Source organism: Candidatus Vicinibacter affinis (assembly GCA_016714365.1).
Classification (GTDB): Bacteria; Bacteroidota; Bacteroidia; order Chitinophagales; family Saprospiraceae; genus Vicinibacter; species Vicinibacter affinis.
In genome coordinates, this window is record JADJNH010000005.1 from 954,371 (window position 1) to 970,823 (window position 16,453).

Annotated in this window: 7 protein-coding genes; all 7 read left to right on the forward strand. The window is 32.9% G+C overall.

Going from position 1 to position 16,453, the window contains the following annotated elements; all coding sequences use genetic code 11:
• Positions 1 to 140: 140 nt before the first annotated feature.
• The 7 genes from IPJ53_03975 (at position 141) to IPJ53_04005 (ending at position 16,398) form a co-directional block, all read left to right on the forward strand.
• A complete protein-coding gene (locus tag IPJ53_03975) occupies positions 141 to 1,388 on the forward strand; it encodes a hypothetical protein (protein MBK7798247.1) in 1,248 nt (415 codons plus the stop codon).
• A gap of 53 nt (positions 1,389 to 1,441) precedes the next feature.
• Complete coding sequence (locus IPJ53_03980) at positions 1,442 to 2,557, forward strand: tail fiber domain-containing protein (GenBank protein ID MBK7798248.1); 1,116 nt, start codon at positions 1,442 to 1,444, stop codon at positions 2,555 to 2,557.
• A gap of 20 nt (positions 2,558 to 2,577) precedes the next feature.
• Positions 2,578 to 4,248, forward strand: coding sequence for a hypothetical protein (locus IPJ53_03985; GenBank protein MBK7798249.1), 1,671 nt, complete (start codon positions 2,578 to 2,580; stop codon positions 4,246 to 4,248).
• A gap of 2,145 nt (positions 4,249 to 6,393) precedes the next feature.
• Entirely contained in the window at positions 6,394 to 8,013 is a 1,620-nt protein-coding gene (locus IPJ53_03990; GenBank protein ID MBK7798250.1) for a thrombospondin type 3 repeat-containing protein, read from the forward strand.
• 14 nt (positions 8,014 to 8,027) lie between these two features.
• Complete coding sequence (locus tag IPJ53_03995; protein MBK7798251.1) at positions 8,028 to 8,435, forward strand: hypothetical protein; 408 nt, start codon at positions 8,028 to 8,030, stop codon at positions 8,433 to 8,435.
• A complete protein-coding gene (locus tag IPJ53_04000) occupies positions 8,432 to 15,955 on the forward strand; it encodes a hypothetical protein (GenBank protein ID MBK7798252.1) in 7,524 nt (2,507 codons plus the stop codon). The genes IPJ53_03995 and IPJ53_04000 overlap by 4 nt, the downstream gene beginning before the upstream one ends.
• Positions 15,919 to 16,398 carry a hypothetical protein gene (locus tag IPJ53_04005; GenBank protein MBK7798253.1) on the forward strand — a complete coding sequence of 160 codons (480 nt, stop codon included), beginning with the start codon at positions 15,919 to 15,921 and terminating at the stop codon, positions 16,396 to 16,398. Before IPJ53_04000 ends, IPJ53_04005 begins: the two co-directional genes overlap by 37 nt.
• Positions 16,399 to 16,453 lie beyond the last annotated feature (55 nt).

The following is a 16,453-nucleotide window of genomic DNA, read 5'->3' on the forward strand; positions in this document are numbered from 1 at the left end:
ACAGTGTGTTGCTATTCATTGAAAATATTTGTGTTCAAATCTTTTTAGATTGAAGGCTGGCATTTTATGTTCGCTTCTAAGCAAATATTGTGGAATTAAATTATTAAATTGTAAATATGTTAAGCTTTAAATTTGAATTTATGAAAAAATATCTTTTTATACTTATTTTCCAATGTTCATTATTGGTTACAAACTATGCACAAGTAAAAGTAAATGGAATTAGTAGTGTTGGAATTGGCACAGACACCATAACACCATCTGCAAAGCTTGAAGTGCATAGTACTAATAAAGGATTTTTGAAACCCAGAATGGATACTGCAGCTCGAAAAGCAATCGCTAATAAGGTTCCCGGGCTTGAAGTTTATGACACTTATTTTAAGAAGACATTCTGGTGGGATGGTTCAAACTGGGTTTCCTGTGGAAATGATTTAGATTCCTTAAATGAGATTCAAGTTATTTCATTATCAGGTAATACTGTAAGTCTAAGTAAAAACGGCGGTTCATTTAATTTACCTGCGGACTCTCCAACTGATTTATCATTTACAGGATCAAGTAATGTATATACATTGAATTCCTCAACTGGCTCAGACGTGACTCTTACAGGTGGTTCTTCAACAGGAATTGATTTACAATTATCTGGCTCAAACTTAACACTTATTAATTCAAGTACACTATCCTATGATACATCAAGTGGCGCATTAACATTAATACCCAATAACAGTACAGTCTATTTGCCTATTGGTATTGCTGGATCAGGAACTGTGAATGCAATACCAAAGTGGACACCAAATTCAACTACACTTGGAAATAGTCAAATTACAGATAATGGAACTACAGTTTCAATTGGATCATCCAATGCAACATCTAAATTTCATGTTGGTGGACGAATTGGACAAAATTTTGGGGCCGGTTCGCAATTAAATATGGCAATTGGTAATGACGCAGGCAATTCAAATACAACAGGATCATATAATATGTTTTTTGGCATAAATTCAGGTATAGCAAATACCTCAGGTTCTGATAATCTCTTTATTGGTAAATCAGCTGGTGATCATAATACAACAGGGTCTTCGAATTTATTTCTTGGAACTAATGCCGGATCGGCTAATACAACCGCAAACCATAATTTATTTATGGGGTACGACGCTGGCCTTTCAAATACCACAGGGGCGTTTAATCTATTCCTTGGGAATTTTGCTGGTGATGCGAATACGACAGCAACTGACAATATCTGTATTGGATATAACTCAGGAGGGGCGACAACAACAGGAGATAAAAATGTCTTTCTAGGATCAAGAGCTGGTCTAACTAACTCCAGTGGCTATGAGAATGTTTTGGTAGGTTATGAAGCAGGAAAAACAGTACCGGAAGCAAAAATGTATTTTTAGGATCACAAGCTGGAACCTCAAATACAACAGGCTATGATAATGTATTTGTCGGCATGGAAAGTGGAAAAGTAAATTCTACTGGATACCAAAATACTATTATTGGCTCTGGTTCAGCTTTAGCAAATACAAGTGGAAAGAACAACCTAATTATGGGAGCCTACTCGGGAAATACAAATAGTACAGGTGAAATGAACATCCTTTTGGGAGCATATTCGGGAAGAACCAATACATCTGGAAGTTATAATATTATGATTGGCCCACAAAATTATACTGGAGCATCAAATACTGGTTCAGATAACATATTTATAGGCTCCGATGCAGGTATTAACAATACTTCTGCTTCTGGAAATTTATTTATTGGTTCTGAAACAGGAAAGACAAATTCAACTGGTGCCAGTAACTTATTTATAGGGCATTCAGCTGGCAAATATAATTCAACTGCTAACTATAATACATTTATAGGTGTTTTGGCTGGTGGATCTAATTCCACTGGAACTAATAATGTCTTCTTAGGTTACAGAGCAGGAATTGCAAACACTATTGGGATTGAAAATACGATGATTGGTTACTATGCTGATGTATCATCTAATAACCAGAATAATTCAACTGCAATAGGAAATGGAGCCGTATCTCAAGGTTCAAATAAAATTCGGGTTGGGAATTCAGCGGTCACTGAAATAGGTGGGGAAGTAGCTTGGTCTACATTATCTGACAAAAGGTTCAAATCAAATATTAAAGATGATGTACCTGGATTAGAATTTATTAAAAAACTAAAACCAGTCACTTATTATGTAAATACAAGAATGATAACTGAAAATCTAATTCGAAATATGCATGATTCGATAAAAGAGATTTATAGAAAAACGGATTTTAGTGAATCTTCTAATATTAAGAGAACGGGTTTTTTAGCCCAAGACGTCGAAGTGACATGTCAGGAAATTGGGTATGATTTTGATGGCGTTAATATTCCAAAAGACAAGGAAAATTTGTATTCTCTCAGCTATTCACAATTTGTTGTTCCATTAGTTAAAGCTGTTCAAGAACAAGAGCTTAAAATTGAAGAATTAAATATTGAATTAGGCAAACAAAAACAAATAAATGCTGAAAAGGACAGACTATTGAGTGAATTGTTGAAAAGGATTGAAATTATTGAACTTAAATTAAAGTAGTTCATTTAAAAAATTTAATCATGTATAAGATTACATTAATCATTGGATTTATTTGCTTTAATTGCCTTGTATTCAATTTCATTTATTCGCAAAGCCCAGGTGGAGTTGATCATCCGTTAGTATGGAAACAATTTTATTCATCAGATAGTAGAGCGTCAAATTCAACTGAGACATTTAATTACAATAAATACTTGAAATTAGAAGGAAATAAAAATGATTTAAATATTCCAATTGGAAATTTAAATAAATTCTCATTATTTGTTGTATTTAATAGTAAAAATAATGAAAATTTTGCAAGCATTTATTCAGAAAATAATGAAATTATCATTACCGATTCTAGTGTGAATTCAAGAAATAAATACGCTTATAAAAATACACATACAAAACCAAAAATTTTATCATTTGTAGAAAGTATTAAAAAATTGAAAAATTTGGATACAAATGGTATTATTAAAATTAATCAAAAAAGTATAGTCATAAGTGAATCTTTTCAGGGAGGTATCGCTGAAATAATTGTTTACGACAAATTGCTAAATAGAAAGCAAATAAATAAAATTGAAAGTTATTTAGCAATAAAATATGGAATCTCACTTCCACTAACGAGCAATTATTACAATTCAAATGGAGGTATTATTTGGGATCCTTTACAACATAAAGGTTTTGAGCATAATTTAACTTCAATTGGGAAGGATAAGAATACAAACCTTAATCAACTTCAATCACGAAATGAATATAGCGATGTTAATTTAACTCTTGGGTTGAATCAAATTGAATCTTGTAATAATGACAATAAGAGCACCATTTTAAACAACTCCTATTTGTTCTGGTCTGACAATAATAAATCTTCTATCTTCAAAAGAAAAGATGGGAATTCAGACATTTTATCCGTTGAACGAATATGGCAAATAGAACATAAAGGTGACTTAGGAAAGGGTGAAGGTCTGGAATTCAATATAAAATTAAAGGATTCCCTACCCAACCCTACAAATAATACCCTATGGTTGGTTTGCAATAAAAATAGTATGGGAAATTTAAGTGGTGTAAGTAAAGATGCAATCAAGGTGAAATTGCAATTAGAGGAAAATAATTCATACAAGGGCATCATCAATGAGAAGTTCAATTCTTGCGACTTCTATTTTACATTCATATGGGGGCCTAAAATTAACATGGAATTGTATCCGGATGTAGAAAATTGCTCTAAATTATTAACTAATGCTATGTTAGAAATTAATGATTTACATGAAGATATTTCGATTTATCTTAATGGCAAAGAAATAGTAAAAAATCATAAAGATTTAGCCGGAATAATGTCAATATCATTAGAAAATATACCATATTCTAATAATACCCTTAGATTAATTGTCAATCATAAAGACACACTATATAAATTTTTTAATATTGACAAATCAACGTGTAAGAATGAACAAGTTTTGCAGGAAATTGAAATCACTATTAGCCCAAATCCAATAAGAGCTGGTTATTATTTTGAGACCCTTGTAAAAGGCTTAGAAGACGGACCAGTATATCTTAAAATTTATTCTGAACAAATGAAATTTATTAAGTCTTTAAATAGTCATTCGATCAATGGAGTTGTTTCACTAAAAGAAAAAATAAATACCTCAGGAGTATATATACTTGAAATAATTCAAGAAAAAGCTTCAAAATCAAGTAAAATTATTGTTATAAACTAGAAATGCTATTTTCCAAATGAGCTTTATTCACTAACCAGATAGATTATGAAACATACTTTACTTCATACAATACGAATTGTGGATACAATTCACCCAGATCTAAATCATCAAATTTCAAATAATAGTCGCTTTGATAAAATAATTATATTAGGAGTTATATTATTTTTAATAAATATGACTTTTGTTCCATACAAAGGTCTTAATGTCATAAAAGTTAATTCAAAAAGCGAAGTGACTGACCATGTAAAAAATCATGTTCAAGCCAATACATTTAATCATGAATTCAATATAAATAATCCTAAAGAATCAAAAACCCATATTGTTATGGCTGCAAGGGACAAAATTATTAAAGAACTTGATCATAACGATTTATTTCTTGACTCATCAGCCATATCAATTAGTGATGATAAACTTAAAAAAATTACTAAATTAAAATTGAATTCAATTTTAAATCCAATTGAAACTGAGAACAATAATGAAGAGAACATTTTCAAAGCTGACTTATTAGAAGGACAAATAGGCCGAATAAATGATCAGAATGACTTTCCTCAAGACAACATTTTTCGGGTCAATATTAATCAAGATATTAATGAAAATTATGAATATTTCTTGAAATATGAAGTATACGGAGTAAATGGTATTGAAGGTGTGGCTAGAAGCATAAATACAGGAAATAGTAAAGGAGGATATTTTATATCTAAATCGAAAGATTGGAACTTAATAGAAGAGAAATTACAATCCAAGCTGTTAAATACTGGAATGAATATTATTAGATTCGGATCCGTGGATTCATCATATTCTTATAAAATTAGAAATTTAAGTATTTATAAAAAACCCATTATTTCAGAATCAATTTATAAATTATCAAATGCACATGTAGCATATTCTAATGTACATAATTTAATTTATCTAAGATCCATATTATCGGATTCAATTACTAAAGTTTTTTTAAATGGTATTGAATTAGAAATTGAGAATGGTGAATTGGAATTTGTACATACTTTCACAGAAGAAGAATTAACAACCGGGAAGTTAATGTTAATACTTGAATCAAAAGCACAATTAAGTAAAATTGTTGAAATAGGTGTTAAAGATGATAAAACATATGATTTGATTGTTCCGATAAGAAGAACTCAGACAAGTGTGTCAAAGTCAGTTTCTGCAGATCAAATGGCTGATTTGAAAATTGATGGCGCAAGTTTACACTTAGATTCTGGATCAATAAAGAGCAAACTTAATTTAATCATTAGACCATTAAGATCGGTAGATGTCATCCCAATGAATGCCGGATTAATAAATGTAACTAAATCTGGAATTGCATATCGATTCCTTCCACACAATACCGTTTTCGAAAAGAATATTTTAATAAAACTACCCTATGAGAAAAGTAGAATACCTAATGGCTATACCATTAAAGATATTAAGAGCTTTTATTTTAATGATAAGACTAAATCATGGAGTGAAGTAAATATAGATTCAATTGATCAAATCAATGAATTGGTTTACATCCGAACCAATCATTTTACAGATTATATCAATGGGATTATTCAAATTCCTGAGAGCCCATCCGCCACCGCATTTACACCCACGACTATGTCTGATATCAAAGCTGCCGATCCTTCTTCTGGAATCAATACCATGGCTCCACCAACAGCTAGTCAAAAAGGAGATGCATCAATATCCTATCCAATAAATATTCCTGCCGGAAGGAAAGGAATACAACCCAATGTATCTCTAAATTATAGCAGTGATGGGGCAAGTGGATGGACAGGTTATGGTTGGTCAGTGCCTGTAATGTCCGTTATTTTAGATACAAGATGGGGAACCCCTGTCTTTGACCCAACAAATGAAACAGAAATTTATCAATTAAATGGAGAACAATTAATACAAAACGATAAAGCAAATCCGAATAGACATAAAGAAGGATCAATGTATAACACCGCTCTTAGAGAGAGACAAACAGGTACAGTTTCCTTCTATGAAAGAAAGTTAGGAAGTTTTAGTAAGATTGAAAGAATTGGTAGCACAACCTTAAATTATATATGGAAAGTAACCACTACTGATGGCACTATTAATTGGTATGGTGGAGTAAATGCATTAGACACAAATTTTATACTCAAATCAAATGCTGGGATCGCTCAATGGATGCTAGCGAGAACAATTGATGTGTTTGGGAATACAATTAATTATGAATATGTCAAAAATACAAGCGCTTCAGGGCCTGAAGCTGGTGGAATTAATCTTTATCTGAGTAAGATATACTATACTGGAACAAATGGGAGTAATGGAAATTATAATGTTGAATTCCTAAGAGGCGGAGAAGGTTCTTATTCAAGAAAAGACATCACAATAAATAATAAATATGGATTTAAAATGTCAGATGATCAATTATTAACTAAAATAAAAGTTAATCATAATACTGATTTAGTACGGTCCTACAAATTGGATTACCAATCTGGAAAATTTTATAAAACTTTACTAGTTAAAATATCTGAATATGATTCTCAAGATAGTTTATTTTATGGTCATGATTTAGAATATTACAATGACATTGATGGGTGTAATCCATTTGATGAAAATGAAGAAACTATAGAATTACCTTTAAAACCTATTGATTCATGCGGCAATGTAGATACAGATAAGGATGGATGGTTTGATTTATGTGACAATAGTCCACTAATTTATAATCCACTCCAAGAACTAATTGATACAAGTAAATGTGGTGATATTGATTCTGATGGGGATGGCTTTAGAGATAATTGCGATAATTGTCCTTATACTTCGAATCCCACTCAGCTAGATACAGATGGAGATGGCATTGGAGATGCTTGTGATAATTGCGTTAATATATGGAATCATAGTCAAAGTGATCGTGATAAAGATGGCATAGGCGATGCATGCGATAATTGTCCAAATTACAAAAGCACTTCAGGAAATCAAAATGCTGATAATTTAGATATAGATGGTGATGGACTAGGCGCTGCATGTGATAATTGTCCAAATGTGTCTAATCCGGATCAGAGCGATTCAGATCAAGATGGTCTTGGTGATGCATGTGATAATTGCCCATATAAGGAAAATCCTGATCAATATGATGGAGATGGAGATGGGATAGGTTTTTATTGTGATAATTGTCCTTACCTTTATAATCCGGCCCAAGGGTATGAGTGTGAAGAATGTGTATCGATGACTTTTAGGTGGGGAGCACATGAAGGATTCACAATTAAATATTATGATTGTGATAGTGTACTACAGACAATAAGTATATACTCTCCTTATACCGCCGATACTATAGGACCATTTTGTGGATATTTACAAAGCGTATATGATCATTCCATCATTTCCGACTATAATAACTTTACCATTATAGTAGATTCGATATGTAGTAGTAGCGAATCTTTTAAAAAAGGAAACGGTGGATCTGCATTAAAAAATAGAAAAAATAGTACTAACATTTCTACCAATGCCATCCTGGACAATCAAGTAAAATCTAACAGTACAGTTAGTGAAAACCTTAACAGATATGTACTAATATCAGAACAACCAAACCGACTATCGCCTTCCAATGACCCTAATATTATGATGTCGGGTTCTGAATGCATACTCAATTCAAATACGCTTAGAAATTTCAATTTACTGGAATATAATCCAAACTCATCTGCTTTAGGATCTAGTGTCAGCTATTCCGTTAATATTGGATTGGGTGTGGGTTTTGGAGTAGGCTGCAAAATATTGAAAAAGGTGGAAAAATATCACTTGATGTAAGTGGAGGCTTAAATGTGGAAGAAGGTGGAACATTGATAGCAAGTGCAGATATTAATGGTGATGGCTTGACAGATATAATAAGAAAACACAATGGTCGAATCGTATATTACGCTCATAAAGTAGTGAGAAATTCTGAAAATGTAATAGTGAATGAAATATTTGAAACAACACCTAAGGAAATTTTTACGATGAATCCAGATGGTAGTTTTAGTCCAACAAATGACTTATTATACACCTATTCCAAAGCATGGGATTTAAGTCTAGCTGGAACATTCAATTATGGAAAACTTGGTGGTTCGGCTGGTGGAAATTATAGTAAAGGTAGTAACGTTACTAAAATATTTGTTACAGATGGCAATGGAGATCAACTTCCAGATATTTCGATTAATGGCAAGGTCTTTTTAACCATATTAATCGATTGACTGGTGAAGTTTATTTTACACCGAATAGTGACCCTACTGAAAACCTTGTTGTAGTAGGAAGTGAATTGGAGAAAGAAATTCCTGATACAGTCATTACTACATTAAATGAAATACATATTCCCGCTTATGATGTAGTTAAGGTTTGGGAAGCACCGCATGATGGCAAAATTATAATTAAAAATGGCGTAACAACAAGTGATGCTAAAGTTTCAATTGAAACTGATGCAAACGGATTTTATGGATTAGCAGGGCTTCCGTTAGATAAGAGTACATGCCGACTATATCATGGAAGTTCGAATGATTTACCGACTGAAATAAATAATTTGCCTACTAGTGCAGGAACTCTTGATTGTGTCTCTGCTGAAATAACTGATTCATGTGAACTTGATTCAGACGATGATGGAATTAATGATTGCGTTGAATGTGATTCCATTGGAATAGATTGCATCTCTTGTAAGGATAGTCTTTTGCTACTTAATCAAGTCAATTCTGGAGTATTGGATTTAAGAGCAACCTCAGGATATATTATTGCTAGGAACAAAATCAAAAATAATGGTCAAGCTTATTATCATAGTAGTGATAGTGTTATGTTAACCCAAGAAAACTCTGATATGTTCAAAGTTGAAACAGGTGGTAAGTTCAAAGCATATATTGAAGGTTGTATTAAAAACAATACTTCAGGAGGCGTAAATCCTGAGGATGCGCCAAATACTGAAACATCTTACTTAAGGGTAAAAAAAGGTCAAAAAATTTACTTTAGACTTCATGTTAAAGAAAATGCAACAAATAATGAAATTGGATGGAATCCAGAGGTAAGATATACTCACATTTCAGGAATTGGAATTGATAATACGGAAATGGATTATTCTAGCCTTACACCGCATAAGAGTTCTTATGCTGATGGATTCATGATGAGTACTAAATTCGATTATCCACTACCTGCAACGGGCGATAGCTCTACAGTCCTCATAACTTGGGACCCATTTACCATAGCTGATAATTCAGATTCAATAAAATTTAGAATATTAAAAATTACTGAGGCAGAGGATGGTGACAATCCTGATGAAGTTATGCAGCTTTGGCAAGATTCCATTGGAATTAAATCAGCTGTAAGAACTATTTATCCTCCAAATCTTACATTGGCTTTAGATACTTTAAATACCTATTACCTTAGATTCGAAGCTTACTCACAATCAAATAATGATTGGCAAGGTATTAATTGGAATCCAAAATTAATAGTTACACTTGTTGGAATAGATAGTACTGATGTATCTGAAGTGTACCCGCCGGTAAAGTATTCACTATTCAGAAATTATATATTACCATATAAACCATCTAATGGAAAAAGCTTGAAAAGTTATAATACCATTATTGGTTCAATGACAAAAATTATTGACTCGGTATATGTACATTTAAATTTTGCACCTGATATTAAAACTCAAATCATAACATGTACATCTGAAGCTTCAGTTTGCGTAGATGGTAAAGTATTTTTTAAAGTAAAACAAAATGGAAGAACCATTGGAACAAGAATAATAACCGTTAAAAACAACTCCATTACCATAAATAATTCTATGCCAATTAAAGTAAAATTTACAGATGAAATCTCTAAAATATTGACATTGGAGTTAAACAGTGACGGATCTTATTACGGAAATGAATTATTAAGAATATTGGAATCTAGAGGTAACTGGGATAAAATGGTTGGGTATCTTGGTTCATCTGCTTATGTTACATCCGGATCAAATGAAGCAAAAAACAATAAAATCACAAGAAGAAATTTGAACCTATTGTATGATTTTCAGGAAGCTAAAGGTCATTTTTATCGTGGATGGGGTCAGTTCTTATATAATCCAAGTCAAGATACTGGCCAACATGTAGCATTAAATGATTCTTTTGGAAGGCTTATAAACACATATAAGGATACCATGTTTACTTTAACAGAAGATCAAATATCAATCATTTCAGATATTACTATTGATGATTTAGATGATGAAAACTATGGTGAAAATTTTGACCCAGAAACAGGACAAATATTAATTCCAGGATTAACCGATCTAAAACTTCCTAACTTTCTATTTTTAACACCATACGCGTTTAAAGAAGCGATTATTAAGGAAGGTGCAATATATATTGATCAGAAGTGGAGAGGATTTAGTAAGCATAATTATGTTGCTAAATATTCTGCTCGAGCAATTAGCGCAGAAGAAGATGTAACCGATATGATTAGTTTGCATAGTCCATTCCTTGAATATTCTAATTATAATACAGGTGCATATTCACTTAATAAATATGTCACCTCTAAGACTAAGTCGGTTAATTCCGGGGCGTCAGCTGGAAGGATCAAAGTAGGAAAGAGTAGAACCATCTCTTCGAAATCTACAAATCGATCAGATTATATTGATATGAATGGGGATCGATATCCAGATCCAATTTTGGAAAATTTTGCTCAATTAACTAATTCAACCGGAGGATTATATCCTTCGTCTTATACCACTTCAGCAATAGCTTCAGGATCTAGAACTTGGGAGAATACTGGCTTAACTGATATCTATAATAATGGTAAAAGCGCATCAGGAACTTTTGGAAAAGCAGGCAATCAGACCGCTGATCCATCTGGTAAAGGAGGAAATAGATTCGGAAAATTTTTAAATTCAACATTAGGGGATGCGTCTTTAGGTCTTTCGGCTAACACCGGCACATCATATAGTAATTGTAAAGTCTTATATATAGATATTAATGGAGATGGACTTACTGATAAACTCTATTACAATGTTAATAATGTAGTTACTAAGATGAATCAAGGGAATACAGGTACAGATGATGCACTGACAGATTGGGGACTAGTTGGATTGTATAAAAACATCAATGAATCTAAAGGTTTAGGCTCAAGCCTTGGAAAAGAATATTCATCCGGAGCAGGAAAAAGTATCACATTTGGGCTATCCATTGGAATTGGCAAAGCCTTGACAGGAATTCAACTTGTTGATATGAATGGTGATGGTCTTGTAGATTTCTATCGGGATGTAAATGGCAATGGTGTTGTTAATTTCAATAAAGGCAATGGATTTGATCTAACAGATAGTTGTGTGCTAAATTTTAATATTAATCCCAATTCTAAATCTACAAGTTTGTCTATTAATGGTGCGTTTGCTTTTGGGTTACCAATTCCAATTTTTGGAACTTGTTTAAAACCTGTGGTTAATTTGAGTTTATCACCAAATAGGGCAGTTAATAATACAAAGACTACCATTGAAGATTATGATGCTGATGGATACCCGGATATTGTTAGACAAGAAGATGAATGTACATTACAAATTAGAAGATCTAAAATAAAAAGAACTAATAAACTAAAAACTGTAATAACACCCTTAGGAGCAGAATATACCGTAGATTATAAATTAGCTCCTTCTAATTATGATATGCCTAATAGCAAATGGGTGGTATCAAAACTTGATGTTTATGATCCATATGCTACAACAGCTGAAGGACCATCCACTATGAATAAAAAATTTGAATTTCATAATGGAAGATATGATAGACGGGAGAGGGATTTTTACGGATTCGAATATGTTAGAACTATTGACCTACAAAATGATAATTCTGTCTACAGACAAAATATTGATCGATACCATAATATGAGTTATTATTTGAATGGAATGCTTAAGGAGAATTACGTTGTCAAAGGTGATATCACTGTACATCAGGATGTATTGAAGAGAGATTCAATTACAATTTCAAATTCCAATAAATACAGCCAATTATCCAATAATTATGTTTTACGGGCACCAATAGTATCAACTTCCACCCCATGGATAATTGATACTAGCTCCAATCTAGGAGAAGATTATGATGTAGGAGGCACAAAAGGTAATGGTGCAGCATATGCGCAAAAAGTAGAATCTACCACAACAATATATGAATTTGGATCAACAACACTTAGTAATACTGAGTCCATGGAATATGATGAATACGGTAGAGTGACTAATTACGCAAAAGCAGGATCAGGTAATGATTACACATCATCCATAACTTATCAAACCCCGAACTTTACTAAAAACTTATTACTTATACCTGATCAAATCAGTGTTAGCGATGGTAGTGGTTTGTTACGTAAACGAAAAGTAGGGTCATATGATAGTAATACTGGAGTAATAACATCTATTCATACTTATACCAGTGCAGGTAGCTATTTTACAACAAGTTTATCCTATTATAGCAACGGTAATCTTAACACGGTTACTACACCCATTGATCAGGATGGATATTCTAAAATTACAGAATACACCTATGATACAACACAGCAACAATTTATTACAGGCATCAGTAACACTTACAATGGAGAAGTTTATAGTTCTTCAGCTGAATATGATTTAAAATTTGGCGTAATGACTTTGTCTAAAGATATCACAGGAAATGAAATGACCTATACTTATGATCCAAAAGGCAGAGTGTTACAAATCAAGGGACCTAAGGATCCTACATATTCGTTGAAATTTGCTTATACATTAAATGCAAGCGGTAAATCATATGCAACAACGGATCACTTCGATGTTCAGAATCCTTCCAATGATATGCAGACCCTAACCATCATTAATGGTCTTGGCCAACCTGTTCAAATTAAGAAAGATATAGTCAAGTATGACAACGGTACCTTTGATGAGGGTGTAAGCATATCAGGTATAGTAACCAAAGATAAATTTGGAAGAGCAATAAAGCAATATCATCCCAAATTTGCTACATCAATGAGTACCGGTTTTGATTCCTCTCCAAGCGCTACTGTTACATCTGAGACAACGTATGATGAAGTAGATCGCCCATTAACTGTGAAAGATGCAGATAATACGGTCATTACCATGTCTTACGACATTTCAGATGCAGCCCTACATACAGTTACTACAATACCACAAAATGCAAGTACTAATATTGTTAAAGAAAGTTATACTGACTTAGACAAACAAGTCGTTAAACAAAAAGATAATGGTATGACTACTACTTTTGAGTTTGATGCGGCAGGTCAGCTCCTCAGTGTATTAGATGAAGATGGCAATACCACATCCAGTGAGTATGATCTAGCAGGTAGACGGACGCAATGGATCCATCCAGACGCTGGAACCAATACTTATACATATGATAATCTTGGTCAATTAATGACTATGGTAACTCCAAATCTTGCCATGAATAGTGATGAAATAATATATAAATCAGATGCTTTAGGTAGGATTAAATCGGTCACATATCCTGATTATGCAAATTCTACCCCAAATATCAACAATGTTAAATATGAATATTATCCTGCTACAACAGGAGGCGTTGATAATAACAGAGGTAGATTGATGTTGGTCCAAGATGCCACAGGATTAAGAAAATATGAATATGGATCTCAAGGCGAAGTGGTTAAAGACATCAGAACAATAATTGCTCCTGGCCAGGATAATAAAACCTATGTTCACCGATTCCATTATGATACATGGAATCGTATTGATACGCTCATTTATCCTAATAAAGACACCTTACTTTATAAGTATGATTTAGGTGGTAATTTGAACTTTATGAAAGCTGGAGTTCAGGTTTATATAGATAGTATTGGTTACGATGAATTCGAGCAAAAAGTATTTTGTAAATATGGTAATAGTACATCACAAACCTATACCTATTCTACAACATTGCGAAGACTTTCCAATTTGGTTTCCAAGGATCACTCTGGTAACAATATGTATAACTTGAGTTATACATTTGATAAGATTGGAAATGTAGATTCAATTCATAATTCAGCAGGTATCATTAATGAAATGGGTGGAAGTTATTATCACAAATACACTTATGATAACTTTAACCGCATATCCACTGCACACGGCAGTTGGACCGGTTATCCTACCAACACACTGGGTAATAAAGCATCAAACTATACACTTGAGATGGCCTATGAAAATATGCATAGAATTACAACTAAACAACAAGAACATACACGTGATGCATCTAGTGTAAGCGAAAACACTTACGATAATTTATTCAAATATGAAGATGTGAATCATCCGAATGCAGTAACATCTATAGAAAACCAAACAAACAGTGATGTCGAGGAATTTAATTATGACGCCAATGGAAATGTATTGCTCCATGAATTCGATAATGGAGATACCAAGAATATGTTATGGGATGAAGCGAATATGCTCAAAGCAATAAAAATATCAAATGCCGGAAGCTTCCAACACTACATCTATGATGCTAATGGTGAAAGAACTTTGAAGGGATTAGGGCAATATGGCATAATGGATTTAAATGGCTTAAGCCAAACCGTTTCTACCATTGGAAATTATTCCCAATATGTAAGTGGATACATGGTTATGGGACCACATTACATGGTCACGAATCACTATTATTCAGGTACAGAAAGAATAGCCTGTAAATTAGTTGGTTCAGTAGATAGTAGTGTTGATAATAGTCTAGAGTTATCGGGAACTGAAAAAGCTGGACTTCCAGATAGACAAGCAGAAGATCTGGAATTGGTCAGAACTGAATTTGGATTTGATACCTTAATTATTGACGATGTAGATCCTGATGAAGACGACTGCGAAGGAAATAACGATTGTCCTAACGTTTTGTATTTCTTCCATCCTGATCATATCGGATCAAGTACATTTTTAACGGATGAGGCTGGAAATCCTTATCAATTTATCCTATATTTGCCTTTCGGAGAAGGTATGGCTGAACAGAAAGCTGGGGGCTATTCAACGAAGTATAGGTTCACAGGTAAGGAAGTTGATGAGGAAACTGGGCTTTATTATTTTGGGGCGAGGTACTATGATCCTAGGATATCGTTGTGGTATGGGGTCGATCCACTTGCAAGTAAATATCCAAGCATTTCGCCTTATGCTTATGTTGCAAATAATCCAATAAATGCTATCGATCCGGATGGAAGAGAAATAATAATTATAACAGGAAGAGATAGCAAGGGTAATGTGTCAGGTCAACTTAGGTATTCAAATGGGACTCTTTATACAATGAGTGGAAAAGAGTATAAGGGAAACAATAGTTTTGCTTTAACTATGAAGAATGCTTTTAATGATATTAGAAAAGCAGATACTTATATTGACAAAATGGTTAATGAGCTTGAAGGCAGTGAAAATAGTCATTTCATTGAATTCTCTAAAGATAGAGATGGAGCATATGTAACAGAGAATGAAAATGATGTAAATGGAAATGGTACGCAGTTGGTAATTACAAACGAAGAATTAAATGGTGACCCTCTTAGCAGTGGTGAAGACCAGAACTTAGGTAGTACTTTAAGTCATGAATTACAGCATGTTTCTGATATTGTCAAAGGTGTGATTGATAGAACTCCAGATAAGAAAAGTGGAATCAAGAATAGTGAAATTAAGGCCGTCAATACAGAAAATAGATATAGAGCGAATCGAAATATGGACAAACGAACCCATTATGGAGAAGGCAATAAAATTCCTAAATCAAAACTTGAAGATCCATGCAAAGCAAAGGAATATTGTCAGGCATCTTATTAATGGTTTGTTGTGTAATTGGTTGTAATCAATCAAATCTTATAAAAGAGCCTTTAGATAATTCATTTGTTATTTTATTAACAAATGACAATAAAGAATTTATCACGATTTACTCTGATCTGAATAAAATTACCCCTAAAGATTTTACTAAATTAAATGTAGGTAAAAAGGAACGTTTGGATTTTATAAACATAAAAAGAAAAGTAACAGCTGAAGAGTTTGTGAAATTGGAAAAAATGGGAAATATCCATATGGTTATAAATGATCAAAATTTAGACCTTCAGAAAATTGTTGATGGAAATACTTTGAAGGATAACTTATTATCCTTTTCAAATATTCCTGACAATCAAAAAGGGCTAGTTATAAAGTATTTGCATAACAAAGGATACTATGTTATATTTAAAGAATACCGTGGTGATTATGTTATGATCCCTATAAAAAGATAAGCATAAACAATATGCCTTTGCATCCGCAGGGGCATTACTATTTATAAGCCAGTTG

Bases quoted from the DNA above. Each gene is read 5' to 3' on its own strand.
- IPJ53_03975 (MBK7798247.1), top strand. From the start codon at position 141: ATGAAAAAATATCTTTTTATACTTATTTTCCAATGTTCATTATTGGTT.
- IPJ53_03980 (MBK7798248.1), top strand. From the start codon at position 1,442: ATGGAAAGTGGAAAAGTAAATTCTACTGGATACCAAAATACTATTATT.
- IPJ53_04005 (MBK7798253.1), top strand. From the start codon at position 15,919: ATGCAAAGCAAAGGAATATTGTCAGGCATCTTATTAATGGTTTGTTGT.
- IPJ53_03985 (MBK7798249.1), top strand. From the start codon at position 2,578: ATGTATAAGATTACATTAATCATTGGATTTATTTGCTTTAATTGCCTT.
- IPJ53_03990 (MBK7798250.1), top strand. From the start codon at position 6,394: ATGCTAGCGAGAACAATTGATGTGTTTGGGAATACAATTAATTATGAA.